The sequence below is a fragment of the Curtobacterium sp. VKM Ac-1395 genome (assembly GCF_015350975.1).
Taxonomy (GTDB): domain Bacteria; phylum Actinomycetota; class Actinomycetes; order Actinomycetales; family Microbacteriaceae; genus Curtobacterium.
The window spans coordinates 719,134-744,394 of sequence record NZ_JADKRX010000001.1; the positions used below are offsets into that span (position 1 = coordinate 719,134).

General features: G+C 71.7%; 20 protein-coding genes and 1 pseudogene. 14 read left to right on the top strand and 7 right to left on the bottom strand.

Annotated features, from left to right (window positions below; translation table 11 throughout):
* Positions 1-147 precede the first annotated feature (147 nt).
* Entirely contained in the window at positions 148-1,236 is a 1,089-nt protein-coding gene (locus tag ITJ68_RS03685) for a Gfo/Idh/MocA family protein (RefSeq protein ID WP_194659953.1), read from the top strand.
* A gap of 140 nt (positions 1,237-1,376) precedes the next feature.
* Here the strand turns inward: ITJ68_RS03685 and ITJ68_RS03690 are convergent, their stop codons facing one another.
* Positions 1,377-2,117: an MBL fold metallo-hydrolase gene (locus tag ITJ68_RS03690; RefSeq protein ID WP_194659954.1), complete on the bottom strand. Its 741-nt coding sequence runs from the start codon at positions 2,115-2,117 to the stop codon at positions 1,377-1,379.
* Positions 2,118-2,215: 98 nt separating this feature from the next.
* On the opposite strand from ITJ68_RS03690, the gene ITJ68_RS03695 reads away from it, so the two are divergent.
* From ITJ68_RS03695 to ITJ68_RS03705, 3 genes are all read left to right on the top strand, one after another.
* On the top strand, positions 2,216-2,707 hold the full coding sequence (locus tag ITJ68_RS03695) for a hypothetical protein (protein ID WP_194659955.1): 492 nt from the start codon (positions 2,216-2,218) through the stop codon (positions 2,705-2,707).
* 3 nt (positions 2,708-2,710) lie between these two features.
* Entirely contained in the window at positions 2,711-3,742 is a 1,032-nt protein-coding gene (locus tag ITJ68_RS03700; RefSeq protein WP_194659956.1) for a YihY/virulence factor BrkB family protein, read from the top strand.
* 67 nt (positions 3,743-3,809) lie between these two features.
* A complete protein-coding gene (locus ITJ68_RS03705; protein WP_194659957.1) occupies positions 3,810-4,505 on the top strand; it encodes an SDR family oxidoreductase in 696 nt (231 codons plus the stop codon).
* Positions 4,506-4,550: 45 nt separating this feature from the next.
* On the opposite strand, the gene ITJ68_RS03710 is transcribed toward ITJ68_RS03705, so the two are convergent.
* Positions 4,551-6,128: an ABC-F family ATP-binding cassette domain-containing protein gene (locus tag ITJ68_RS03710; RefSeq protein WP_194659958.1), complete on the bottom strand. Its 1,578-nt coding sequence runs from the start codon at positions 6,126-6,128 to the stop codon at positions 4,551-4,553.
* A gap of 270 nt (positions 6,129-6,398) precedes the next feature.
* Between ITJ68_RS03710 and ITJ68_RS03715 the strand changes: the two genes are divergently transcribed.
* Positions 6,399-6,818: a DUF3151 domain-containing protein gene (locus tag ITJ68_RS03715; RefSeq protein ID WP_194659959.1), complete on the top strand. Its 420-nt coding sequence runs from the start codon at positions 6,399-6,401 to the stop codon at positions 6,816-6,818.
* 114 nt (positions 6,819-6,932) lie between these two features.
* Here the strand turns inward: ITJ68_RS03715 and ITJ68_RS03720 are convergent, their stop codons facing one another.
* From ITJ68_RS03720 to ITJ68_RS03735, 4 genes and pseudogenes are all read right to left on the bottom strand, one after another.
* Positions 6,933-9,959 (bottom strand): glycoside hydrolase family 2 TIM barrel-domain containing protein, encoded by a 3,027-nt coding sequence (locus ITJ68_RS03720; RefSeq protein WP_194659960.1) that lies wholly within the window; start codon positions 9,957-9,959, stop codon positions 6,933-6,935.
* Complete coding sequence (locus tag ITJ68_RS03725; RefSeq protein WP_228504453.1) at positions 9,956-10,891, bottom strand: carbohydrate ABC transporter permease; 936 nt, start codon at positions 10,889-10,891, stop codon at positions 9,956-9,958. Before ITJ68_RS03725 ends, ITJ68_RS03720 begins: the two co-directional genes overlap by 4 nt.
* 182 nt (positions 10,892-11,073) lie before the next feature.
* Positions 11,074-11,916 (bottom strand): annotated as a pseudogene (locus ITJ68_RS03730) (carbohydrate ABC transporter permease); the annotation flags it as partial.
* A 98-nt stretch (positions 11,917-12,014) separates the two neighbouring features.
* On the bottom strand, positions 12,015-13,376 hold the full coding sequence (locus ITJ68_RS03735; protein ID WP_194659961.1) for an ABC transporter substrate-binding protein: 1,362 nt from the start codon (positions 13,374-13,376) through the stop codon (positions 12,015-12,017).
* A 200-nt stretch (positions 13,377-13,576) separates the two neighbouring features.
* Here ITJ68_RS03735 and ITJ68_RS03740 point away from each other — a divergent pair, with 200 nt between their 5' ends.
* Together ITJ68_RS03740 and ITJ68_RS03745 are read left to right on the top strand one after the other, a co-directional pair.
* Positions 13,577-13,963, top strand: coding sequence for a hypothetical protein (locus ITJ68_RS03740; protein WP_194659962.1), 387 nt, complete (start codon positions 13,577-13,579; stop codon positions 13,961-13,963).
* Positions 13,944-15,110: a Vms1/Ankzf1 family peptidyl-tRNA hydrolase gene (locus tag ITJ68_RS03745; RefSeq protein WP_194659963.1), complete on the top strand. Its 1,167-nt coding sequence runs from the start codon at positions 13,944-13,946 to the stop codon at positions 15,108-15,110. Before ITJ68_RS03740 ends, ITJ68_RS03745 begins: the two co-directional genes overlap by 20 nt.
* A gap of 108 nt (positions 15,111-15,218) precedes the next feature.
* On the opposite strand, the gene ITJ68_RS03750 is transcribed toward ITJ68_RS03745, so the two are convergent.
* Complete coding sequence (locus tag ITJ68_RS03750; RefSeq protein WP_194659964.1) at positions 15,219-16,412, bottom strand: MFS transporter; 1,194 nt, start codon at positions 16,410-16,412, stop codon at positions 15,219-15,221.
* Positions 16,413-16,493: 81 nt separating this feature from the next.
* Between ITJ68_RS03750 and ITJ68_RS03755 the strand changes: the two genes are divergently transcribed.
* From ITJ68_RS03755 to ITJ68_RS03785, 7 genes are all read left to right on the top strand, one after another.
* Positions 16,494-17,210 carry a GntR family transcriptional regulator gene (locus ITJ68_RS03755; RefSeq protein WP_194659965.1) on the top strand — a complete coding sequence of 239 codons (717 nt, stop codon included), beginning with the start codon at positions 16,494-16,496 and terminating at the stop codon, positions 17,208-17,210.
* A 524-nt stretch (positions 17,211-17,734) separates the two neighbouring features.
* Entirely contained in the window at positions 17,735-18,835 is a 1,101-nt protein-coding gene (locus ITJ68_RS03760) for a LacI family DNA-binding transcriptional regulator (protein ID WP_194659966.1), read from the top strand.
* A 93-nt stretch (positions 18,836-18,928) separates the two neighbouring features.
* A complete protein-coding gene (locus ITJ68_RS03765) occupies positions 18,929-20,674 on the top strand; it encodes an ABC transporter substrate-binding protein (RefSeq protein ID WP_228504454.1) in 1,746 nt (581 codons plus the stop codon).
* Entirely contained in the window at positions 20,671-21,651 is a 981-nt protein-coding gene (locus ITJ68_RS03770) for an ABC transporter permease (protein ID WP_071279662.1), read from the top strand. Before ITJ68_RS03765 ends, ITJ68_RS03770 begins: the two co-directional genes overlap by 4 nt.
* A complete protein-coding gene (locus ITJ68_RS03775) occupies positions 21,648-22,604 on the top strand; it encodes an ABC transporter permease (RefSeq protein WP_194659967.1) in 957 nt (318 codons plus the stop codon). Before ITJ68_RS03770 ends, ITJ68_RS03775 begins: the two co-directional genes overlap by 4 nt.
* On the top strand, positions 22,601-24,385 hold the full coding sequence (locus tag ITJ68_RS03780) for an ABC transporter ATP-binding protein (protein ID WP_228504455.1): 1,785 nt from the start codon (positions 22,601-22,603) through the stop codon (positions 24,383-24,385). Before ITJ68_RS03775 ends, ITJ68_RS03780 begins: the two co-directional genes overlap by 4 nt.
* The gene (locus ITJ68_RS03785; protein ID WP_194659968.1) at positions 24,382-25,254 is read left to right on the top strand and encodes an alpha/beta fold hydrolase; all 873 of its coding nucleotides are present in this window, start codon (positions 24,382-24,384) and stop codon (positions 25,252-25,254) included. The genes ITJ68_RS03780 and ITJ68_RS03785 overlap by 4 nt, the downstream gene beginning before the upstream one ends.
* Positions 25,255-25,261 lie beyond the last annotated feature (7 nt).

Below are 25,261 nucleotides of genomic sequence, written 5' to 3' on the forward strand. Positions count from 1 at the left end.
ACCGCTTCCCACCGCGGGCGTGACGGGAAGGAACGCGCGTGCGGGCGTCCACCCCGAGGCGCTCCCGGGACCACCCCGTCGGCGGTCCCTGCCAGGATGGACGTGACGTCGAGGTCGGCGTCGACGTGAACACGAGGGAGTGCACACATGACGGTCCGCATCATCCACGTCGGTCTCGGAGGGTGGGGCGGCAGCTGGGCCCGCGTCGCGCTCCCCGCGGTGTCGGAGGTCGAGGTCGTGGGGATCGCCGACCCGAGCGCCCCGACGCTCGAGGCCGTGCGGAAGGACCTCGGCCTGCCGGAGACCGCGGCGTTCCCGTCCCTGACCGCGGCGCTCGCCGGGGTCGATGCCGATGCCGTCGTGATCACGGCGCCCGCCGTCACGCACGTGCCACTCGCGCTCGAGGCCCTGGACGCCGGCAAGCACGTCCTGGTGGAGAAGCCCTTCGCGAACTCGGCGGCCGAGGCAGCCGAGGCCGTGCACCGCGCCGAGGAACGCGGCCTCGTGCTGCAGGTCAGCCAGAACTACCGGTTCTACCCGGCACCCCGCGTGACGAAGGACCTGCTCGCCGCGGGCACCCTCGGGGAGCTCTCCGCCATCAGCATCGACTTCCGCCAGTGGGACAACGACGCGGCGTTCGAGGACAACCCGCACTACCGGTTCCCGCACGCGATGATCAACGACATGGCGATCCACCACCTGGACCTGCTCCGGATGATCACGGGGCAGGAGGCCGTCCGGGTGTTCGCGAAGGCGACGTGGCCGTCGTTCAGCAAGTACCAGGACGAAGCCGTCGCGTCGATGCTCATCGAGATGGAGGACGGCCTGGTGGTCAGCTACCGCGGCAGCTGGTTGAGCCGGGCTGAGCACACGCCGTGGGCGGGGGAGTGGAGCATCCAGGGCGAGGACGGCGAGATCCGGTTCACCAGCCGTGCCGGCGAGCCCGGGGACGTCAGCGGTGACCTCGTCACGGTGCGGAAGGCCGGCGGCAGCAACGCGGGCGGCAGCAACGCGGGCGCCAGCGGTGCCGAGGGCCCGACGGAGACGTCGGTCGAGCTCCCGACGGCCGAGCACCACGACCGCCAGGGTGGGCTGCAGGCCTTCGCCCGGGCGGTCGACGGTGGTCCGGCGCCGGAGACGAGCGGGCGGGACAACCTCCGGAGCCTCGCGCTGATGGAGGCGGCGACGCGGTCCGCCGCGTCCGGCATGCCCGAGGACGTGGTCGTCCCCGACTGACGGGCCCGACGCCGTGCAGCTCGACTCGGTACGACACCATCGCTGTCGTACGACGTCGATCCTGTCGCTCGGCGTGTCGATCGGCCGCGCCAGCGCCCGCCCCGAGCGCCGCAGCGCCGCAGTGCCGCAGCGCCGCAACGTCAGGCCGCGCCGGCCGCCCGCCGCGCCTGCGCCACCGCGCCCCGGACGCCCCACGGCCACGCCGGCCCGTGCCCCGGCAGCACGTGCTTCGCCTCGGTGTCCTCGAGCCGCCCGAGCGACGCGACCGCGGTGTCCATGTCGGACGTCGCCGCCGGTGCCACGACCCGCGGGCCGATCCCGCCCGTGTAGGGGTCGAAGGTGACGAGCGCGTCCCCGACGACCACGGCGTCCCGGTCGGCGAAGTGCAGCGCCACGTGCCCGTCGGTGTGCCCGGGCGTCTCGATGATCCACGGAGACCCGGGGACCTCGGCGCGGGACTCGAGCGGCACGGTGTCCTCGATGCCGTCGACCGTCGCGGCGCCGGCGAGCAGCATCCGGCCGAGCGGAGCCAGCCCGCCCGGATGCGCGAGCACGAACCCGAACCGGTTCGTCTGCGGCTGGTACGAGTACGGGTGCGCCGCCAGGTCCCGGTCGCCGGGGTGCACGAACACGGGCGTGCCCCACTCGCGGTGCGCCCGGGCAGCGGTGCCGACGTGGTCGAAGTGCCCGTGGGTGAGCAGGATGCCCTCGACACGGTCGGGCGTGTACCCGAGCTCGTGCACGGCGAGCAACAGGTGCGGCCATGACGCGGGGAGTCCCGCGTCGATGACGATCAGCTGGTCGCCGGTCTCGACCAGGTACTGGTTCGTGTGGGCGATCTCGAGCCGGTGGATGCCCTCGGCGACGTCTCGGTACAGCATGCGCGGGACGGTAGACGCGACTCGCTGGACGCACTGCCGGGCTGGTCGCACAACGCGGTCCTGGGGTGCCGAGGCCCGGAACCGTGTACGAACGACGTATGGCGAACGACAGTCTCCCCGAGCTCGAGCTCGCGAACGTCCGCACGCGCGAGCGGATCACCGACACGGTCGAGCGCATCAAGCAGAAGGTCGACGTGCCCGCGCGCACCCGACTGGCCGTGGCGAAGACCCGGCAGCGCTGGCACCGCGACCCGACCCCGCTCGTCGCCCTCGCGACGATCGCGGCCACCGGCGTCGTGGCCATCGTGGTGGGCACGCGCATCGGCCGGACCCCCGCCGGGCACCTCGCGGCACCACCTGCGTCGACGGCGTTCACCGCGCTCCTGCCGTTCGGCGCGCGCGGCGACGAGTCCGCGCCCGGCCGCAAGGGGCGCAAGGCCCGCCGGGCCGGGCGGAAGGCACGGCAGGCGCAGCTCGAGCAGGACCCGGGCTACCAGCTGCGGACGAAGCAGCGCCGTCGCCTCGCCCCCGTGCAGGCGCAGGCCGCCAGGTACCGCAAGCAGGCCGCCAAGCGAGCGAAGAAGGGCTGACCCATGGCGCGCGAAGACACGAAGCCGGCACCGGACGACTCCCGGAAGGCCGACAGCCCCACCGACCTGAAGAAGCCGACGGTCGTCTACACCCTGAAGAAGACGCTGCGCGAGTTCAGCAGCGACCAGTGCACCGACCTCGCGGCGAGCCTGACGTACTACACCGTCCTCGCGCTGTTCCCCGGGCTGCTGGCCGTGGTGTCGATCCTCGGTCTCGTCTCCAACCCGAAGACCACGATCGACACGCTCCTCGAGATCATCGGCAACGTCGGCTCGCAGCAGGTCGTCGAGCTCATCAGGAACCCGGTGGAGAACCTCGTCCGGTCGCCCGCCGCACCGGTCACCTTCATCGTCGGTCTCCTCGGCGCGCTCTGGTCGGCCTCCGGGTACGTCGGCGCGTTCGGCCGTGCGATGAACCGGATCTACAACGTCCGCGAGGGCCGTCCGATCTGGAAGCTCCGCCCGACCATGCTCGGCGTCACCGTGACCACGGTCGTCCTGCTGGTGATCGGCCTGCTGGCACTCGTCTCCGGCCCGCTCGCGCGGAGCTTCGGCGACCTCATCGGCCTCGGCGACGCAGCCGCCCTGGTGCTGTCGATCGTGCAGTGGCCGATCCTGCTGGTGATCGCCATCGTCGTGATCGCCGTGCTCTACTACTGGTCCCCGAACGTCAAGCAGCCGAAGTTCACGTGGGTGAGCGGCGGGTCCATCCTCGCGCTGCTCATCTGGGTCATCGCGAGCGTCGGCTTCGGGTTCTACGTCGGCAACTTCTCGAACTACAACGCCACGTACGGCTCCCTCGGTGGCGTCATCGTGTTCCTGCTGTGGATCTGGATCACGAACAACGCGCTGCTCTTCGGCGCCGAGTTCGACGCCGAGATCGAGCGCGGCCGTGAACTCCAGGCCGGCATCCGCGCCGAGGAGGACATCCAGCTCCCCGAGCGCGACACCCGTCAGATCGAGAAGCAGGACGAGAAGCGCGCCCAGGACGTCCTCGAGGGCATCCGGATCCGCCAGGGCGTCGACAACGACTGACCAGCGGCGGTCCGGTTGACGGACACCCGGACTGGAGGCTCGCCCCGGCATCCGTAGGCTGGCCTGCGTGACGCAGACACAGCCTCCAGTCCGTCCGGTCGCCCTGGTGACCGGAGCCACCCGCGGCATCGGCCGCGCGATCGCGGCCGACCTCGGCCGCACCCACCACGTGCTGGTCGGTGGCCGCAGTGCCGACGCGGTCGCCGCCGTCGTGGCGGACCTGCCGAGCGCGGAGCCCTTCGTGGGTGACCTCGGTGCCGGCGACGTGCCCGACCTGCCGGAGCGGCTCGACGTCCTCGTGCACTCCGCCGGGGTCGAGCAGGGCACCCGGGTCGCGGACACCCCGCGCGCCACGTGGGAGGCCGTCTTCGCGACCAACGTCTTCGCGGTCGCCGAGCTGACCCGGCTGGCGCTGCCGGCGCTCCGGGCCTCCCGGGGGATCGTCGTCACGATCAACTCCGGCTCGGGCTTCGTCTCCGGCCCGGGCGGTGGCGTGTACGGGGCGTCGAAGTTCGCGCTCCGTGCGTTCACCGACGCCCTGCGGGAAGAGGAACGGGACGCCGGCGTGCGGGTGTCGAGCGTGCACCCGGGCCGGACGGACTCGGACATGCAGCGGCAGCTCGTGGAGAAGCTCGGCGAGGACTACGACACCGAGTACTACCTCGCGCCGTCGGACGTCGCCGATGCCGTGCGCACGGTCGTGGACCTGCCCGAGCGCGGCACCGTCGAGTCGCTCTCGATCCGCCCGACCCGGAAGCGCTAGCCCGACCCCGTCACGCGAGCGCCGTCGTCACGCGAGCTCCCGCCGTCACGCGAGTTCCAGGCGGACGTCGGGCTCCAGCCGCGCCAGGAACGAGTCGTCGTGGCTCACGACGACGACAGCACCGCGGTAGGCCCGCAGCGCGTCGACGAGCTGGTCGACGCTCGCCAGGTCGAGGTCGTTCGTCGGTTCGTCGAGCACCAGGAGCTGCGGCGGCGGGTCCGCGAGCACCAGCCCGGCCAGCGCGACCCGGAAGCGCTCGCCGCCGGACAGCGCCCCGGCCGGGCGGTCGACCGTGTCCCCGCGCACCAGGAACCGCGCCAGACGGTTGCGGAGCTCGGCGGGCGGTACATGCGGGGCGCTCCGGCGGACGTTCTCGAGCACGGTGGCGGCGTCGTCGAGCGAGTCCTTCCGCTGCGGCAGGTACGCGATCTGCTCGACGTGCGCGACGGCTCCGGTGCCGGGGAGCGGATGGTCCCGCGCGGTGGGCACGCCGACCAGCTGCTCGAGCAGCGTGGTCTTGCCGACGCCGTTGTCCCCGCCGAGCGCGACCCGTTCCGGCCCCTGCACGACGGTGTCCCGGCCGCGCAGCGTGATCGTGGCGATGCGGCGCGACGCGGGCACGTGCGGGTCGGGCAGCTCGACGTGCACGGACTCGTCGTCGCGGAGCCGGAGTTGGGCGTCGCGTTTCGTCGCCAGTGCCGCGGCCTCGTCGTCGGCGAACCCGACGCGCAGCCGGCCCGCGGTCTCCTGCGCGTGCTTCCGCATCTCGTTCGCGTACGACTTCGGCATCGACCGGCCGGCCTTCTCGCCCGCCTTGGCGCGACGGGCGATCGTCGTCTCGGCCGCGATGCGCTGCCGTTTCTCGGTGCGGTGCCGCTGGTCGGCGACGCGGACCTCGCGCTCGACGGCGGCCTGCTGCACGGCGAGGTGCTCCTCGTACGCCGAGAAGGTCCCGCCGAAGACCGTGACCGACCCCGTGCGGAGCTCGCACGTCTCGTCGACGTGCTCCAGGAGCTCCCGGTCGTGGCTGACGAGCACCAGGGTCCCGCGCCAGGAGTCCACGACGTCCAGGAGCATCGCGCGCGCCCGGCGGTCGAGGTTGTTCGTCGGTTCGTCGAGGAACGCGATCGGCCGACCCCGCAGGCGGATCCCCGCGATCGCGACGAGCACGGCCTGCCCGCCCGACAAGGTCGACACCGGGCGGTCGAGGTCCAGGCCGAGGGGATCGATGGCTGCCGTGGCCCGCTCCTCGACGTCCCAGTCGTCACCGAGGGCGTCGAAGTGCGCGGGGTCGGGATCCCCGCCGAGGATCGCGCGGAGTGCCGCGAGCGACGGTGCGACACCGAGCAGGTCCGCGACGGTGTCGGTCGCCCGCGCCCCGTCGGCTGCCGCGAGCAGCCGCTGGGGCAGGACGTCGACCGAACCCGTCGTCTGGACGGAACCGGACGTGGGCTGGAGCCGACCGGTGACCAGCCGGACGAGCGTGGACTTGCCGGCCCCGTTCCTCCCGACCAGACCGGTCCGGCCCGACCCGAAGGCGGCGGTGAGGTGGTCGAGCGCGACGGTGCCGTCGGGCCAGGTGAAGCTGAGGTCGTGCAGGACGACGGATGGATTGGTGGGCATGGAGGTGTCTCCCAGTGTCGGTGCTGGGCGCACGACACCGACCCACCGCGGTGCGGTGGAGCGCCCGACGGGGCGCGCGATCACGGTGTCAGCGCGTGGGCTGAGCAGGACCGGTGATCGAGAGCAATCCGTCGTCTTCCGTCGGGGACCCCCGTGTCCGCCATCCGAGCCGCCGGTCGGTCTCCCGCCCCGGGGCCTCGTGATGACGACGAGGTGGCACCACGGTAGGCCCGGTCCCCACACGGGCGCAAGGGATGACAGGGTGGAGGCATGCCCGAGAACCTGCTGCCGACCCCGTCGGCCAACCCCGAGACCCTGCTGCCCGCCGACCCTGCGGTGGACGCCGCGCTCGCCGCGAACGCCCCCGTGGCGTCCGTGGTCGTCGCGCACCCCTCGTCGAGCCTGGCGTGGGCACTCCTGGCGGACGAGGCCTGGGGCCGTGGCGCGACGCTGGAGTCCTACGCGTACGCCCGCGTCGGGTACCACCGCGGGCTCGACTCGCTGCGCGGGGCCGGCTGGCGCGGTGCCGGGCCGGTGCCGTGGTCGCACGAGCCGAACCGCGGCGTGCTGCGTTCCCTGTTCGCCCTGCGCCGTGCGGCGATCGCCATCGACGAGCCCGGCGAGCCCGAGCGCCTGACCGACTTCCTGAACGGTGCCGACCCCGCGGCGCTCCCCGCGCTCGGGGCGTAGCCGGTCAGCCCTCCGCAAAACACCGGTGTTCGTGCTCCGCGCCGCGGAAGAACGCGGCGCGACCGACGAACACCGGTGTCTTACAAGCCCGGCGGGCCCGCAGACCCCCGCGCCCTACCCCAGCAGCACGCTCCACGCCGTCGTCGCCGGCCACAGCTGGTGCTCCGGCAGCACGTCGAGCCCGCACGCGCGGGACCCCAGCCCGTGCTGCGCCGCGTCGAGGTACAGGTACAGCGCATCCGACGCCGGCAGCTCGTACGGGTGCCCCGCACGGCCGACCTGCTGCGCGGTCCACGGCGTCAGCGTGAAGCCGGTCCGCCGTGCACCGACCGACGAGACCGTGAACGGCCCCACGGTGAGCGAGCGCAGGTCCGGACGGTGCCCGGTCTCCTGCGGCATCGAGTAGTTCACGGTCAGCAGCGACACCGGCGCAGCGAACCGGCCGACGTGCGCCGCGTGCGAGGAGTCCGCGTACGACTCCAGCGGCCCGGTGCCGAACCACTCCGCCGACTCGTCGACGAGCGACGCCGGCAGGTCGATGCGGACGCCGATGCGCGGCCACGTGATGCCCCAGGCGCCGAACGGGACCGCGGTCGTGTCGAGCTGCAGCCCGGCCTCGGTCAGGGTCCAGCGGTGCGTCACCTCGACGCCGGCGCCGCTGTTCGCCGCCGAGACGCGGACGCGCTGCACGAGGCCGTGCTCCGTCCGCGACACCGAGACGAGCCGGTGCGTCAGCCGGTCCAGCCCGTGCGCCTCCCACTTCGACGCCGACGACGGCGCGTCCGGGTCGCCGACACCGTGCGTCAGCACCGGGTCGGCGGTCTCGTAGCCACCCTGCGAGGCCAGCCGGTCGTTGTCGGTCGGTGCCCGCCAGAGCTCCAGGCGCGGCCCGGCGACGGGCAGCTCCTTCCAGCTCGACAGGTCACCGCGGGCCGTGAAGGTCGCCTCCCCGAGCCGGTCGCCGTCCCAGCCCGCACCGGAGGCTCGTGGGGCCTCCGCCGGTCGGCTCGCGACGAGCGTCTGGGTGCGTGCCACGACGTGGCCGGTGTCCGCCCACGCCGTCGGTCCTGCGAGCTCCGCGACGACGTCGAACCAGATTTCCTCGCCGGGGGCGAGGGGCCCGGCCGCGGCCGCGAGCACCTCGCTCGGCACGGGCACGGTGGCCGACTCCCGCGGCGGCACGACACCGGGCGCCAGGCGTCCGGTGGCCTCGACGACGCCGTTCCGCGCCAGGGTCCACGTGAAGCGGAGCCCGGAGGTGGACGCCGAGTGGAACCGGTTCTCGACCAGGACGGTGCCGCCGCCCGCGGTGGTCGTGCCGTGCAGCGGGGACACCGACAGGCGGACCGGCGCGACGACGGCCGCGAACTCCGCCAGACCCGGGGTCGGGGTGTCGTCCGGCAGCACCAGGCCGTCCATCACGAAGTTGCCGTCGTGGACGACCTCGTGGAAGTCGCCGCCGTAGGCGTAGTAGGGGGTGCCGTCGGGGGTGTGCGCGAGCAGCCCGTGGTCGCGCCACTCCCACACGAAGCCGCCGTGCAGCCGCGGGTAGCGGTCGACCAGGTCCTCGTACTCCTGGATCTGCCCGGGGCCGTTGCCCATCGCGTGCACGTACTCGCAGTGGATGAAGGGCTTGGACCGCTGCCGCGCCGCCTCGGCCGGGCCGCACTCGAGCAGCGGCGTCGCCGGACCGCCGCCGATCGACTCGGTCTCCTGCAGCGTCGGGTACATCCGCGAGTACACGTCGGTGTACTCGCCCGTGTAGTCGCCCTCGTAGTGCACGGGACGTTCGGCGTCGCGAGCGCGGACCCACGACGACATCGCCGCGAGGTTCCGCCCGGTGCCGGACTCGTTGCCGAGCGACCACATCACGATCGACGCGTGGTTCTTGTCACGCTCGACGGTCCGCGCGATGCGGTCGAGGTAGGCCTCCTCCCACGCCGGGTCGTCGGAGGGGTTGCCGACCCAGTCGACGAAGAGGAACCCGTGCGTCTCGAGGTCGCACTCCAGCACCACCCAGAATCCGAGCTCGTCGGCCAGGTCCAGCACGCGCGGGTGCGGCGGGTAGTGCGAGGTGCGGATGGCGTTGACGTTGTGGCGCTTCATGAGCGCCATGTCGGCTCGTGCGTGGGCCTCGTCGAACACGCGGCCGCGCTCGGGGTGGGTCTCGTGACGGTTCACGCCGTGGAACACGACGCGCTCGCCGTTGACCAGGAACCGGTCGCCCTCGATGGACACCGTGCGGAAGCCCAGGCGGAGCGAGACCGTCTCGCCGTCCGAGGACAGCGTGGCGTCGTACAGCCGGGGGAGTTCGGCGCTCCACGGTTCGACGCCCTCGACCGTGATCGGGGCGACGTCCTCCGCGGAGTCCCAGACGACGGAGACGTCGAGTTCGGGGACGGCGAACCGCACGGGGAAGACGGCGTCGAGCGTGGGGACGGAGATCGTGCCGGTGCCCGTCGCGGGACGGCCGGACGCGGCGGTCCCGGCCGAGGCCGCGTTCCCCGTGGTGGCTGTCCAGCCCGCGCGCACGAACACGTCGTCGATCGGGGCCGCGGGACGCGCGAGCAGGGTGACGTCACGGAAGATGCCCGGCAGCCACCACTGGTCCTGGTCCTCCAGGTACGACGCCGCTGACCACTGGTGCACCCGCACGCGGACCTCGTTCGCCCCGGGCCGCAGCAGCGACGTGACGTCGAACTCGGTCGCGAGCCGGGAGCCCGTCGACCAGCCGACCAGGGCGTCGTTCAGCCAGACGCGGAAGTGCGACTCCACGCCGTCGAACCGGAGCAGCACCCGGGCGGCCGCGTCGAACGACGTCGGCAGCGAGAAGGTGCGCCGGTGGTCGCCGGTCGGGTTCTCCTCGGGCGGGTGCGGCGGGTCGATCGGGAACGGGTACTGCAGGTTCGTGTAGCTCGGAGCCCCGTGCCCGTGCAGGACCCAGTGCGCGGGGACCGGCAGCGTGCCCCAGCCGTCCGGGTCGTCGAAGCCGGGGGCGTCCGCCACCGGCGACCAGCGGAAGTCCCACTCCCCGTTCAGCGTCAGGGCGGGTGCATCGGTGTGCAACCACGCCCTCGGTGCCAGTCGGGACGCCGATCCGGGCGTCGTGGCGTGCAGGTCGTCGGTGGCGGTGGAGGTCAACCCTTGACCGATCCTTCCGTGAGGCCCCCGCGCCAGAAGCGCTGCAGGACGATGATGGCGATGACGAGCGGGATGACCGAGACGAGCACTCCGCCGGTGGTGAGCTGGTAGAACTCTGGCAGACGGTCCACCTGGGACCGCCAGTTGTTCAGTCCCAGTGTGATCGGGTACAGCTTCTGGTCTGCCAGCATGATGAGCGGCAGGAAGAAGTTGTTCCAGATGCCGACGACCTGGAACAGGAACACCGTGACGAGCGCCGGCGTCATCTGCCGGAGCGCGATGGTGTGGAAGATCCGCAGTTCACTGGCGCCGTCGAGCCGTGCGGACTCCATCAGCGCCGTGTCGATCGACGCCGAGGCGTAGACCCGGCACAGGAACAGGCCGAACGGCGAGACCAGGCTCGGGATGAGCACGCTCCAGTACGTGTCGGTCAGGCCCATCGTCGAGAACAGCAGGAACAGCGGCAGGGCCGTCGCGGTCCCCGGCACGAGCACGCCGCCGAGGATCGTCCCGAACACCAGCTGCCGACCGCGGAACTCGTACTTCGCGAGCGCGTAGCCGCCGGCCGCCGCGAAGTAGGTCGCCAGGACCGCGCCGACGCCGGAGTACAGGATGCTGTTCGCGATCCACCGGACGAAGATCCCGCCGTCGTACGTGAACACCTGCTGCAGGTTGCTGAACAGCGCGAAGTCGCCGCCGAACCAGAACCCGTTCGTCGAGAACAGCGCCCCCGTCGTCTTCGTGGCGGCGATCACGACCCAGTACAGCGGCACCAGGAAGTACAGCGCGACGACGACGAGGATGCCCGTCACCACGATCTGCGACCGCGGCGAGCGGTCGAGCTTGCGGCGCTGGTGCGCCGAGATGGACGTCGTGTCGACGGGCTCGGCCGCCTGCCGCGTGATGGGTGCCTGGATCGTCTCGCCGCTCATGCGCTCGTCCCCTTCGGTCCGGACTGGAGGCTCGTCCCGGCCCCGGTGGTCGTGCTGCGGGTGACGGCACCGGTCGCCGGACGCGACCCGGTGGCGGAGGTGCCGCGCGTCTGGAGCGCGCGCCGGGCCTCCAGGCCGTCCTTCCTGGCCCGCTTGCGCTGGTCGCGCTCGTCCTTGGGCGGACGGTTGGTCAGCGCCAGGAACGTGAAGGACAGGATGAAGGCGGCCAACGCGATGATGACCGCCTGTGCACTCGCGACGCCGTACTCGTTGAACGCGAACGCGTTCGTGTACGCGGCGTAGTTCGGCGTGTACTCGGTGTCGATGGCGGGGGCGACCGTCGACAGGATCTGCGGCTCCGCGAAGAGCTGCAGCGTGCCGATGATCGAGAACACCGTCGTCAGCACCAGGGCCGGCGCGATGAGCGGGATCTGGATGCGCCACGCGACCTGGAAGGGACCGGCGCCGTCCATCTTGGCGGCCTCGTACACCTCGCCGGGGATCGACTTCAGCTGCGCCACGATGATGAGCATGTTGTAGCCGGTGTAGGTCCACGTCACGATGTTCGCGATCGACCACAGCACGCTGTTGGCGCCGAGGAAGTCCGGCTGCAGCCCCATCGACTGCAGCAGCGACACGATCGGCGACAGGCCGGGCACGTAGAGGAACGACCAGAGGATCGTCGCGATGACGCCGGGGACGCCGTACGGCATGAAGTAGATCGCCCGGAAGAAGCCCGGCCAGCGGGCGCTCGCCGACTCGAGCAGCAGCGCCAGGACCGTGCAGGCGATGATCATGACCGGCACCTGCACGATGCCGAACAGGAGCATGCGGCCGATCGAGGCGACGAAGCCGTTGTCGTTCAGCGCGGTGACGTAGTTGTCGAAGCCGGCGAACCGGCCGGTGACGCCGTCCTCGCCGAACAGGCCCTTCCGGTCGACGGTGGTGAAGCTCTGGAACAGGGCGCTGATGATCGGGATGATGAACGTCAGGACGAAGAGCGCCAGGAACGGTGCGAGCAGCATCCACGGGGCACGCTTCTGTGCCCGGGTGGCCTTGGTGCTCGTGCGGAAGGTGGGCTGCGCGCGCTCGGTGGTGCGCGCCTGGGTGGGGGTCTGGGTGCTCACGATGCCGTCCTGACGCTGAGGCCCTTGTCCTTGAACGACTGGACGATCTCGCGCTGGGCGAGTTCGACGGCGTCGCTGAGCTTGAGTCCGCCGGTGATCTTGCGGCGGAACTGGTTCTGCAGCGACGTGAACGCCGACTGCGTGACGGGGGACCAGGACCAGTCGATGTTCTGCTCCTTGGCAGCCGGGGCGAAGACGTCCTCGTTGTAGTTCTGCCCCGAGAACCAGGCACTCGGCTGCTCGCGCTGGGCGCCGATGTAGTCCTTCGCGGGGGACCAGCCGATGCCGCAGTGCTTGATCATGGCGTCGACCCCTTCCTTCGAGGTGGTCATCCACGTGATGAAGTCGAGCGCTTCCTTGGGGTGCTTCGCGTTGGCGAGGACCGCGGCCGTCGAGCCGCCGATCGCGCTCGACCCGAAGCCGTCGGCGCTCCACTTCTGCATCGGGGCGACCTTCCACTTGCCCTTGCCGCCCTGGATCGACTCGATGAGGGCGTCGCCCCAGCTCGCGCTGGTCACGGCGGCGATCCGACCGCTGGCGCACGCGGCGTACCAGCCGGGGGAGTAGGCGCCGGCGCTGGTGTCGACCAGCTTCTCGTCGATGCACCCGTCGAAGAAGTCGGCGACCTCCAGCGTGGCGTCGTCCGTCATGTCGACGACCCACTCGTCGCCGTCGACCTTGAACCAGCGCGCCCCGGCCTGCTGCGCGTACGCCGCGAACGGTGAGGCGTCGGCGACCGGGAAGACCTCGAGGTAGTTCTGCTTGCCGGTGCCCCGGACCTTGTCGGCCAGGACCTTCCACTCGTCCCACGTCGTCGGGGGCTCACCGCCGGCCTGCTCGAGGATCGCGGTCTGGTAGTAGAAGCCCATCGGGCCGGTGTCCTGCGGGATGCCGTAGACGCCGTCGACGAAGGAGACCTGGGCCCAGGCGGCTTCGTCGTACTTGTCCTGCACGTCCTTCGCGCCGTAGCGGGCCAGGTCGACCAGGCCGTTCGCGAGCATGAACTCGGGGATCTGCCGGAGCTCGACCTGGCCGATGTCGGGCCCGCCACCGGCCGCGAGCGCGGAGTACATCTTCTGGTACCCGCCGCTGTTGCCGCCGGGGATCCAGTTCGCCGTGACCTGCACGTCGGGGTGCTTCGCGTTCCAGACGTCGCAGACCTTCTGCAGGTCCTTGAGCCAGGCCCAGTAGGTGAGCTGGATGGTCTCGCCGCTCGCCGCCGCGGGGACGAGGGCCGCCCGGTTGACGTTCGTCGAGCCGGGCACCGCGCAACCGGCGAGGAGACCCGTCGCAGCCGCTCCGATGCCGAGCCCGAAGAGCTGGCGTCTCGTGATTGGTGGTCGTGATGATGGCGTCATTGCCTGCACTCCGGTTCGTCATTGATCGGGGTTGCGCCTCAGCAAACCACGGAACCCGAGTGGCGGTGGGTGTTCGGGCCTGGGTGTTCGCTCCGACCTTGGAACGGCGTCAGCTCGGAGCGCGGACGGTGGGGACCCAGAGCAAGCACGAAGGCCGCCGACGGCGATCGCCACCGGCGACACGAACGGGAGGAGCACTGATGGCTGAACGCGGGAACACCACCCACCGGCCAGAGCTCGACGAGCAGCTCGCGCACGAGGCGCAGAGCATCGTCCAGGGCCACGGCAGCAACAGCCACGTCGAGGAGTTCCGGCAGTCCGAGCCGGTCCCCGACGACACCGACGACGCCGAGACGCTCCGGGCGTCCGGCTACGACGGCGAGGTCGAGGGCGAGCTGCAGGACGACAGCACGGACGTCCTGCCCGAGGACGACGCCGACGTCGTCACGGACACGGACGGCCGGGGCGCGATCGGCGGGGGCGCGGTCGCCGGCGACACCGTGGGCGGCGACGACACCGTCTTCACGACCGAGACCGGCGAGGAGACCGAGAACGAGGTGGTGGACGGTGGCACAGACGACGCGTGAGACAACGGCGCTGCAGCCCGACCTGGTCGAGGCACTGCAGGCTCCCGGCACCTGGACCTGGGCGTACGTCGACGCCTCCGGCAACCGCGAGGACCCCCGTCGGCTCGCCGCGCTCCAGCGGCGCACCGTGTCGGACGGACTGCAGCAGCAGGGCGCTTCGGGCCGGGCGGTGGAGGTCATCGAGGAGGAGCTCGTCGAGCAGCCGGGCGTCCCGGCGCCCGTCGCCCGCTACGTGCTCGTCCGCGACGACGAACTCGTGCTGAGCGAGGTCCTCCCCGGTCACCTGCACGGGCAGGAGTCCGTCGGCACGGGCACGGTCCCCGACCTGCTCCCGCTGTTGGCACACCGCCCGTTCGACCTGCCGTTCCTGGTCGTCCAGGTCGGCCGCGAGGGCGGTGGCTTCCGCGGCTACCGTCTCGGACACGCCCCGTCCGGCGCCCCCGAGGACGAGCAGCGTGTCCAGGGCCGCACGGACACGCTGCACAAGGTCAAGTCCGGGAACGGCTGGAAGCAGTCGCACTGGCAGCAGCACACCGAGGAGATCTGGAAGCAGACGGCCGGTGAGGTCGCCGCCGCGCTGGAGGAGGCCGTCCGCACCACCTCGCCCCGGCTCATCGTCGTGGCGGGGGACATCCGCGCCCGCGAACTGCTGCGCGGAGAGCTCTCCGCGGCCACCAGGGCGCTCGTCACCGAGGTCGCCGTCGACCCGCGGGCCGACGACGCGTCCGAGAAGGCGCTCGTGCAGCACGTCGACCTGGCACTCGCGCGGGTCCTCGCATCGCGGCGGCACGACGTGCAGGACCTCCTGCGCACGCACGAGGGCCGCGGCGACAACGAGAGCGTCAGCGGGATCGGCCCCGTGGTCGACGCGCTGCAGCAGGCACAGGCGGCCGTGGTTGCTCTCGACGCCGCGGCGCTCGGCGACCGCACGCTGTACGCCCTCGCCGCAGCACCCTGGGTGGCGACGGCGCCCGAGCAGGCGGGCGGGGTCGAGGTGCTCGGGCAGGTGCCCGCGGTGTGCGCCCTGGTCCGGGCGATCGTGCTGACCGACGCCGAGCTCGTGCTCGTCAACGCCGCGTCGTTGCCGAGCGGTGCACCGGCGTCAGCGCTGCTCCGGTGGCGGGTGGGCCCGGCCGTCCCGGCCTGACGCGGGGCGGTGCAGGTCGGATCGTGCGTCGAGGGTGGGTTCTCCCGACCCTCCACGCGCGATCCGACCTGCCACCGCGGACGTCTCGGGTCGGAACGCCCGCCGGCTTCACCCGGTCGAGCGGTCGGAGCGCGGCACCAACGGCAGCGCCAGCAACGGCAGCACCGCCACGATCCCGAACGACGCCGCGAAGCCGAGCACCCCGACCAGGGCACCGATGCCCGGGCCGACGGCGCTCGCCGCGATGAACTGGCCGGTGTTCTGCGCGCCGAGGGCCCGGCCGGACCAGAACGGCCCCGCTGCCTCGGCGACCGACGTGTACGCGAGCCCGTTGTCCGCGACCGTGACACTCGTGGCCACGACGAGGAACACGGCGGCACCCGCCAGGTGGGAGACGTCGACGAGCGCCATGACGGCCATCACGACCGCCGCGCTCACGGCGACGACCCGCAGCGGACCGACGCGGGAGCGTGCCCGGTCGCTCCACACCCCCACGAGGATGCGCCCGATCGCCCCGACGAACTGCGACGCCCCGACGAGCAGCCCCGCCGCGGCCGTGGGCCACCCGAGCCCGACGAGCCACACCAGTCCGTACGTCGACAGCGTGAACTGCGGGACCACGAGCAGCACGGACACCGCGTGGACCCGCCACAGGAAGCCCGACGTCCGGTAGGGGTTGGCGACGTGGGCCGCGGGAGCGTCACTGCGTGCCGGTCGCGGCGGGTTGGCGATGCCGATCGCACAGAGCACGGCGAGCACCGCGCACAGCACGATGGGCAGCACCAGGGCCGCCCGGATGCCGGACGTCTCGGCGAGCTGCGGCACCGTGACCGCCGCGAGCGTCACGCCGAGCGGCTGCGACATCTGCCGGATCCCCATCGCCAGGCCGCGCCGCTCCTTCGGGAACCACCCCACCACGACCCGTCCGCTGGCGGCGTTCGTCGACGCGCTCGTCATCCCGCCCGCCAGGAACGCCAGGCCGAGCAGCACCGGGTCACCCGCAGCCAGCCATGCACCGACCGCAGCGAGGGTGGTCAGGACGAGCCCGCCCGCGATGACGACCCGCTCGCCGATCCGGTCGGTGAGCGCTCCCCACGCGATGAGCGTCAGCACCATGCCGAAGGTCGGCGCGGCGGCGAGCACCCCGGCGACCGGCAGGGGTGTGCCGTGCGCGTGCAGGTACGAGATGAGCAGGGCCGGGGCCGAGACGACGAGCGTGCCCGCTGCCTGTGCGGCCACGCCGAGCGCGAGCATCGACCACGCGCGGGCGGTGGTCGTGGGCGCGGAGGCAGTCGTGGTCATGGCCGTCGTTTCGTCGCGGAACGGTTTGGTATACCAAAACGGTATACCATCCGGACCGCTCCGCCGCTACGCTGGTCCGTCGTGACCGAACCGACCGACGCAGCGCCCGTGTCGCAGACGGCCCAGCTCTACGACAACCTGCGCGCCGCGATCCTGACGCTCGAGATCGCGCCGGGGGAGCGCATCTCCGAACGCGGGCTCGAAGCCCGGTTCCACGCGTCGCGAACCCCCGTCCGCGCGGCCCTGTCCCGGCTCGAACGCGAGGGGCTCATCCTGCACGAGGGTCGCTCGTGGACGGTCACGCCGATCGACCTCGACGAGATCGCCTCGCTCGCCGAACTCCGTGGCGTGCTCGAGCCCGCCGCCGTCCGGTTCGCCGTCGAGCGGGCGGACGCCGCAGCGCTCGCCGAGGTCCGGGCGCACCTCGACGCCCTCCGTCCGACGCCCGACCAGCAGGCCGGCATCCGGATGGGCTCGACGTTCCACCTCGACCTGGCGGCGCTCGGCGGCAACCGGTTCGTCACGGACGCCATCGGCGACGCCCTCACCCGGCTCGAACGCACCCGCTGGATCGAGGTCCGCACGCCTGAGGCCCGCGACGCCGCGTGGGACGAGCACAGCGCCGTCCTCGACGCCGTGCAGGCCGGGGACGCCGACCGTGCGGCCGACCTGCTCGCCGCGCACGTCGCCGGGACGAACGACCGCCTGATCGCCTGGATCGCCCAGGAGCGCCGACGACTGCGCGGTGCCGGCATGGCGATCATCGGCGCGACCGACCGGACGTCGCCCACGGCCTGAGGGCAACTGCCCCCGCACAGTCGTGCTCGTGTCCGGACGCGACCGCGCGCGGGACCCGACCCGCCCTGCGGGGGCGAGCCGGGCCTCCATGGCCGTGTGCCGCGTCCTGATCCGGCCGCGGCGCCGCTCACTCGATGCGCGTGCGCCCGTCCGCGCCGTCGAGCTGCGCGAAGGCGGCTGCGCCCTCCCGCGGTTCGTGCGTGCGTTCGAGGAGTGCTTCGCGCACCTCGGCTTCGTCCAGGCTGACCCTGACCGCGTCGCGGCGTCCTGACTGCGTCGACTGTGACATCTCGTGTCGTCCTTCCCGTAGGCGGGCTCGGCCCGCGTCGATGCGGGCACCGCCCGCTGGTTGCGCTTCCTCACGGGACGTACTGAGGTCGCCCCAGTGTGATCCGCTGCTGCCGTCCGCCGCAAGGGCCTGGCAGCGGTTGTGGAGAAGTGTGTCGAGACGGGGTGCCTAGGATGGTCGGCGGTCGGGGCGGCTCGCCTCCGGCGCGCACGAGCGGACGGACGGGAGGCCCTGGTTGGCCGAGCAGCGCACCGCACCTCCCACGGTCTACGACGTCGCCGCCGCCTCCGGGGTGTCCATCGCCACCGTCTCCCGCGTCCTCCGCACACCCGACGCCGTCCGCGAGGGCACACGCGACCGCGTGCAGGCTGCCATCCGGCACCTCGGCTACGTGCCGTCGGGGAACGCCCGGGCATTGGCGGGCAAGCGGACCGGCGTGATCGGACTCCTGCTGCCCGGGTTCGACGTGGTGCCGGACGAGCGACCGGGGCTCGTGACGGACGGCGGGGTGCGGGTCGTCGACGACCGCCGACACGTGACGCAGCCGTTCGCGTCCAACCTGTACTTCGACGAGGTGCTCCGCGGCGCCGAGACCGAGGCCTGGCAGCGCGGCCTCGCCCTCATGGTCGCCGCCGGGCGCGGCCCCTCCCGCGACGTCATCGTGAACGACGTCGCCGGGCGGGTGGACGGCCTCGCCGTGCTGGCGCAGACCGTGCCGGACGAGCTGCTCGAGCACGTCGCCCGCCGGGTGCCCGTGGTGGTGCTCGCGGACGACCGGCGCTCGCACGGGTTCGACTCCGTCAGCGTCGACAACGCCGCGGGCATGCGCACCCTGGCCGCACACGTGATCGGTCGGCTCGGCATCCGGTCGATCGCCTACGTCGCGGGGCCGATCGACTCCCCGGACGACCAGGAACGCTCGGCGGGGTTCCGCCAGGCGCTCGACGACCACGGGGTCGAGCCCCGTTCCGTCCGCACCGTGCACGGCGACTTCGGACGGGGCCGGGCGCGGGAGCTGGCGGTCGCACTGCTGGCGGACACCCCACCGCGGGCCATCGTCTGCTCGAACGACCAGTCCGCGCTGGGGGCGCTCGACGCGGTGCTCGCGGCGGGGCTCCGGGTGCCGGAGGACATCGTCGTGACGGGCTTCGACGGCATCGACGCCGGTCGGTTCTCCACGCCGAGGCTCACCACCGTGCACCAGCCGATGGGGGAGCTCGGGCGGGCCGCGGTCGTGGCGATCGTCGACCGGCTGGAGCGCCGCGAGGGGCCGCCGCGTGCCGTGCGGCTCCCCGTCGAGGTGCTCCTGCGCGAGAGCTGCCCCCCGACCCTGTAGTGCCGGCTGCTCCGCAGCACCACGACTTGCGCGGCGTGATGTAAGCGCATACATTGACCCTCGTACCCACTCGACACGGAGGTCGACCGAGCAATGACGCTTCCCCCACAGCGCACCCCACGGCGCACGAGGCGCGAGTCGCGGAGCACGCCGCACACGCGGCGCGGCCGCCTCGTCGCAGCCCTCGCCGGCATCGCGGTCGTGGCCCTCGCGGCGACCGGCTGCAGCATCCAGGTCCGGTCGGAGCCGGACCCGAGCATCGGCAAGGACACGATGCTCATCAACGCCGACCACGGCAACCCGCTGTTCGACCGCAACTTCAACCCGTACATCACGAACGCCCGCACGGCGTCGAAGTGGATGTACGAGCCCCTCATCGAGGTCAACCCCCTCGACGGCAAGCGGAACCCCTGGCTCGCCAGCTCGTGGGAGCAGCCGGACGCCCGGACGATCGACATGACGATCCGCACCGGCGTCGAGTGGTCCGACGGCACGCCGTTCACCGCGCGCGACGTCGTCTTCACGTTCGAGCTGCTCAAGAAGTTCCCCGCGATGGACGTCAAGGGCGCCTGGCAGCACATCGACACCGTCGAGCAGCAGGGCGACCACGTGGTCTTCCACCTGAAGTCCGACGACGTCCCGAGCCTGACGATCATCGGCCAGACGTACATCCTCGGCGAGCACCACTGGGGGAGGGTCGAGGACCCGACGACGTGGCGTGACCCGAACCCGGTCGGCACGGGGCCGTTCGTCCTCGGCAACTACTCCGACCAGCAGTACTCGATGGACAAGAACCCGCGGTACTGGCAGGCGGGCAAGATCGCGATCAAGCACCTCGTCCTGCCGGCGACGAACACGCAGCTCGACACCGTCACCCGCGGCTACGACTGGGCGTACTCGTTCATCTCCGACGTCAAGGGCACGTGGGGTGCCGCATCGGACACGAACACGTACTGGTTCCCGCCGGGGGGCGTGATCGGCCTCATCCCGAACCTGACGAAGGCGCCGTACGACGACGTCAACGTCCGCCGGGGCATCTCCCTCGCGCTCGACCGTGACGACATCGCCGAGACCGCCACCGAGGGCAACCTCACCGCGGCGGCCCAGACCGGCCTGATCCTGCCGAACCAGGAGCGGTACGCGAACCCCGACATCCCCGACAAGGGCATGGTCACGCAGGACGTCGCCGCGGCGAAGGCGTCGTTCGCGAAGTCCGGGTGGGTCGAGCAGGGCGGGAAGATCGTCAAGGACGGCAAGCAGCTCGAGATCACCATCACGACCGCGAACGGCTACGCCGACTGGCTCCGCGCCGCGCAGGAGGTCCGCCGCGACCTCACCGCCATCGGCGTCAAGGTGTCGATCAGCGCGCCGCAGCCCGCCGGGTACCAGCAGGCCATCAACAACGGCACCTTCGAGATGGCGATGGGCGGCATGGGCAACGGCGACGTCTACCAGGCGTTCAACTCGCTCATGTCGACCGACTTCTACCAGCCCGTCGGCAAGTCGACCGTGAACAACTACGAGCGCTACCGGGACCCGGCGACGCAGCGGCTGCTCGACGAGTACAAGGCCACCACGGACACGACGCGGCAGCAGGAGATCCTCGACCAGCTGCAGACCATCGTGTACGACCAGCTGCCCGTCATCGGCATGTACCACGGCGGGCTCTGGGGCCTGTTCAACACCGGCAAGTTCGTCGGCTGGCCGAGCGCGGAGGACCCGTACATGGCCCCGCAGAACTACGACTCCGCGCCGTTGCTCATCTTCACCAAGCTCCGGCTGCGCGACAGCGCCGCCGGGCGCGCGATCGTCGCGACCGAGAGCGAGCAGGGCAAGTGAAGTACATCCTCCAGAAACTCGTCCTCTTCGTCCTGACCCTCTGGGCCGCGGTCACGCTGAACTTCGTGCTCCCGCGCCTCATGCCGGGCAGCCCGAGCGACGCGGCCCTCGCGAAGCTCAGCCAGAACGGCCCCGTCACCGACGCCACGAAGAAGGCCATCGAGGCCCAGCTCGGCGTCCCGACCGGCAGCCTCTGGGCCCAGTACGGCAGCTACCTGCACCAGGTCGTCACCCTCGACTTCGGCACGAGCTACACGTTCTACCCGCAGCCCGTCGGCGACCTCGTCGGCAAGGCCCTGCCGTACACACTGATCCTGGTCGGGGTCGTGACGATCCTGGCGTTCGTCCTCGGCACCCTGATCGGCATCGCGGCGGCCTGGAAGCGGGGGACCTGGCTCGACTCGCTCCCCACCCTGTCGGGGTCGTTCATGTCGACGTTCCCGTACTTCTGGACGGCGCTGCTCCTGCTGTTCTTCCTCGGCTACGTCCTGCACTGGTTCCCGACCACCGGCGCGTACTCGGCGACGACCACCCCCGGCCTGAACCTGGCGTTCACGGGTGACGCCCTGCAGCACGCGGTCCTGCCGGCGGTGACGATCCTGGTGACCAGCCTGGGCGGGTGGATCATCGGCATGCGCAACGCGATGATCAACACGCTCGGCGACGACTACGTCACCTTCGCCGAGGCGAACGGCCTGCGCGGTCGCACCGTGGCCATCCGCTACGCCGCCCGCAACGCGATCCTGCCGAACCTGACCGGCTTCGGCCTGGCCCTCGGCGGTGTGGTCGGTGGCTCGGTGCTCGTCGAGCAGGTGTTCGGGTACCCGGGCATCGGCTACCTGCTGTTCAACGCCGTCATCGGGCAGGACTACCCGCTCATGCAGGCGCTCTTCCTGATGATCACCGTGTCGGTGCTCATCGCCAACTTCATCGTGGACGTGCTGTACGGCGTCCTGGACCCGAGGACGCGCCGATGACGAACACGAGCACACCCGACGCAACCGTCGCAGTCCGCACGCAGGACGCACCGGAACAGCAGGCCCCGTCCAGGCTCAGGTCCGCCGCCCGCCAGTTCGGCGTCGTCTGGTCGAACACCAAGGCCAGGATCGGCATCGTCGTCCTCGCGGTGTTCGTCGTCGTGGCGATCGCGGCACCCCTCCTCGCCCCGTACGGCGCCAGCCAGAACGGCTTCCCGCGCAGCGAGGACGCCACGTGGGCCCACTGGATGGGCACCACCGCCGCCGGCGAGGACGTCCTCTCCCAGCTGATCTACGGCGCCCGCATCTCGGTCATGGTCGGCGCGGTCGCGGGCATCCTCTCCACGCTCGTCGCCGTCGCGATCGGCCTCAGCTGGGGCTACGTCCGTGGCTGGATCGCCGAGGTCATCGGCTTCATCGTGAACCTGTTCCTGGTGATCCCGGGCCTGCCGCTCATGATCGTCATCGCGGCCTACCTGCAGAACGGCGGCATCGCGGTCATCATCGCGGTGATCGTCGTCACCGGCTGGGCCTGGGGCGCTCGCGTCCTGCGCAGTCAGACGCAGTCCCTCCGTGGTCGGGACTTCGTGACGGCCGCGCAGTTCTCCGGCGAGGGTGCCACCCGCATCGTCTTCCGCGAGATCCTGCCGAACATGACGAGCCTCATCGTCGGCAGCTTCTTCGGCGCCGCCACGAGCGCGATCCTGGCCGAGGCCGGCCTGGAGTTCCTCGGCCTCGGCGACTCCTCGATCGTCAGCTGGGGCACGATCCTCTACTGGGCGCAGAACTCGAACGCGCTGCTCACCGGCCAGTGGATCCTGCTGTTCGCCCCCGGGCTCTGCATCGCCCTCCTCGCGATGAGCCTCACCCTGATCAACTTCGGCGTCGACGCCGTGTCGAACCCGCGTCTGCGCGAAGGCGCGCGCCCGAAGCGCAAGGAGGCGACCGCATGAGCGGTGCACGTCCCGTCCCCACCACCGGACTGGAGGCCCCCACCGGCGCCGCCACGAGCCTCCCGTCCGGCGGGTCCACCGCCGGTGACGTCCTGCTGGACGTCCGCGACCTGTCGGTCGTCTACGAGTCGTCCGGCCAGACCGCCGTCCAGGCGGTCGACCACGTGTCGTTCTCCCTGCGGAAGGGCGAGTTCGTCGGCCTGGTCGGCGAGTCCGGCTCCGGCAAGTCGACGCTCGGCTACGCGCTGACCCGGCTGCAGAAGCCCCCGGCGCGGACGAACGGCGGCAGCATCGTGTTCGCGGGGAAGGACATCCGCGACCTCGGCGACGAGGAGCTCCGGCAGCAGCGCCAGGGCGGCTTCGCGATGGTGCTGCAGTCGGGCATGAACGCGCTCAACCCGGTGCGCACGATCCGCAACCACTTCATCGACGTCTTCAAGGCCCACGGCCACGTGCCGCGCGAGCGGTGGGACAGCCGGATGCGGGAGCTCGTCGGCAAGGTGAAGCTGCCCGACTCGATGCTGGCGCGGTTCCCCGGCGAGCTGTCCGGCGGCATGCGGCAGCGCGTGTCGATCGCCCTGGCGCTGTCGCTCGAACCGCAGCTCATGGTGTTCGACGAGCCGACCACGGCGCTCGACGTCCTCGTGCAGCACGCGGTGATGGACACGATCATCGAGCTGCAGCGTGCCGAGGGCTTCACGGCGGTGCTCATCAGCCACGACCTCGGCATCGTGCTCGAGGCCACCGAGCGCGTCCTCGTCATGCACGAGGGCCGGATCGTCGAGGACGGCGGGTCGCGCGAGGTGCTCCGTGCCCCGCAGGACCCGTACACGCAGATGCTCCTGTCGCACTACGCCGACCCGAGGGCGTCGGTCGTGTCCCTGCCCGGGTTCCCGGACCGCTCGCTCCGTGCGGAACACGGCGAGAAGCGGCAGGAGGCCACCACCTCCCACGCCACGGTCGGCTCGCGCGAGCGCAGCGCGGCGCGGAACCCGATCGTCGTCGACCACCTCGTGAAGACCTACGCCCCGCCCCGTCGTGGCGAGGATCCGGTGCGGGCCGTCCGCGACGTGTCGTTCACGCTCGAACCGGGGCAGTCCCTCGCACTCGTCGGCCAGTCGGGCTCCGGCAAGTCGACCATCGCGAAGCTGCTCACCGGCGTCGAGAAGCCGAGCTCGGGCACCGTCCGGTTCGGTGACCTCGACGTGGCGAAGCTCGGCCGTCGGGGCATGCGCGACCTGCGCTCCGAGGTGCAGATGGTGTTCCAGGACCCGTACTCGGCGCTCAACCCGCTGCACACGGTGGAGTACACGCTCACCCGTCCGGTCGTGAACTACACCGGGCTGCGCGGCAAGGACGCCCGACGCCGCGTGCTCGAGCTCCTCGAGACCGTGGGCCTGACGCCCGTGGAGCAGTTCGCGCAGAAGCTCCCGCACCAGCTCTCCGGCGGGCAGCGGCAGCGCGTCGTCATCGCCCGGGCGCTCGCGAGTGACCCGCAGGTGATCATCGCCGACGAGCCGGTCTCGATGCTCGACGTGACCCTGCGTGCCGGGGTGCTCGCACTCCTCGAGGACCTGCGCGAGCAGTGGGGCGTCTCGCTCCTCTACATCACGCACGACCTGTTGAGCGCCCGGCTCATCACCGACGACATCATGGTGCTTCACGACGGCGCTGTGGTCGAGCGGGGTCGGACCGCCGACGTGCTGCAGCACCCGCAGGACGACTACACGGTCGCGCTGCTGGACGCCGTGCCCAATCCCCGGAGAAGGCTGTCGGCATGACGAACCTGCACGCGTTCCCCGCCGTCCCGCCGTTCGGCCACCTGCCCACCCCCGAGGGCGTCGACGTCGTCGGCATCGACCTGCCCGTCGGCCGGCTCACCGCCTACCGCGTCGTCCCGACGGGCCCGTCGAAGGGCGTCGTGCTCGTCGTCCCCGGGTACACCGGCTCGAAGGAGGACTGGCGCACGTTCATGCCCCTGCTCCGTGACGCCGGCTGGACCGCGGTCGCGATCAGCCGCCGCGGCCAGGCCGACTCCGTGGCGCCGACCGAACCCCGGGACCACGCCTTGGAAGAAGAGGCCGCCGACGTGGTCCGGGTCGCCCGGTTGCTCGACGACGGCGCTCCCGTGCACCTGGTCGGGCACTCGCTCGGCGGGGTGATCGTCCGCGCCGCCGCGATCCAGGACCCGAGCGCCTTCCGCGACGTCGTGCAGTTCTGCTCCGGCCCGTACGGCTGGCCGTACCGGAAGGTCACCGAGCTGACGATCATGCACGACACCGGCGGGAACAACCGCACGCTGTTCGACGCCACGAACCCGCTCTGGGCCTACCGCCCCGACGAGGAGCTGCCCGACGACGTGCGCATGGTCCGCGAGCGCTTCGATGCCACGAGCCCCCTGAGCATCGTCGCCGGCGGCCACATCCTCGAGGACCACACCGACAGCTCCGCCGAACTCCGCGCCACCGGGCTCCCCGTCCTCGTCACGCACGGGGAGTGGGACGGCGCCTGGCCGATCCCGTGGCAGCGGGCCATGGCCGAGGACACCGGCGCCGAGTACGTCGTGATCCCGGAGAGCTGGCACGGCCCCCAGATCGAGAACCCGCAGGGGACCGTCGAGGTCTTCGACCGGTTCCTGTCCGCCCACTGAAAGGCAC

Bases quoted from the DNA above. Each gene is read 5' to 3' on its own strand.
- ITJ68_RS03690 (WP_194659954.1), bottom strand. From the start codon at position 2,117: ATGCTGTACCGAGACGTCGCCGAGGGCATCCACCGGCTCGAGATCGCC.
- ITJ68_RS03695 (WP_194659955.1), top strand. From the start codon at position 2,216: ATGGCGAACGACAGTCTCCCCGAGCTCGAGCTCGCGAACGTCCGCACG.
- ITJ68_RS03740 (WP_194659962.1), top strand. From the start codon at position 13,577: ATGGCTGAACGCGGGAACACCACCCACCGGCCAGAGCTCGACGAGCAG.
- ITJ68_RS03710 (WP_194659958.1), bottom strand. From the start codon at position 6,128: ATGCCCACCAATCCATCCGTCGTCCTGCACGACCTCAGCTTCACCTGG.
- ITJ68_RS03775 (WP_194659967.1), top strand. From the start codon at position 21,648: ATGACGAACACGAGCACACCCGACGCAACCGTCGCAGTCCGCACGCAG.
- ITJ68_RS03715 (WP_194659959.1), top strand. From the start codon at position 6,399: ATGCCCGAGAACCTGCTGCCGACCCCGTCGGCCAACCCCGAGACCCTG.
- ITJ68_RS03725 (WP_228504453.1), bottom strand. From the start codon at position 10,891: ATGAGCGGCGAGACGATCCAGGCACCCATCACGCGGCAGGCGGCCGAG.
- ITJ68_RS03700 (WP_194659956.1), top strand. From the start codon at position 2,711: ATGGCGCGCGAAGACACGAAGCCGGCACCGGACGACTCCCGGAAGGCC.
- ITJ68_RS03780 (WP_228504455.1), top strand. From the start codon at position 22,601: ATGAGCGGTGCACGTCCCGTCCCCACCACCGGACTGGAGGCCCCCACC.
- ITJ68_RS03765 (WP_228504454.1), top strand. From the start codon at position 18,929: ATGACGCTTCCCCCACAGCGCACCCCACGGCGCACGAGGCGCGAGTCG.
- ITJ68_RS03785 (WP_194659968.1), top strand. From the start codon at position 24,382: ATGACGAACCTGCACGCGTTCCCCGCCGTCCCGCCGTTCGGCCACCTG.
- ITJ68_RS03685 (WP_194659953.1), top strand. From the start codon at position 148: ATGACGGTCCGCATCATCCACGTCGGTCTCGGAGGGTGGGGCGGCAGC.
- ITJ68_RS03735 (WP_194659961.1), bottom strand. From the start codon at position 13,376: ATGACGCCATCATCACGACCACCAATCACGAGACGCCAGCTCTTCGGG.
- ITJ68_RS03750 (WP_194659964.1), bottom strand. From the start codon at position 16,412: ATGACCACGACTGCCTCCGCGCCCACGACCACCGCCCGCGCGTGGTCG.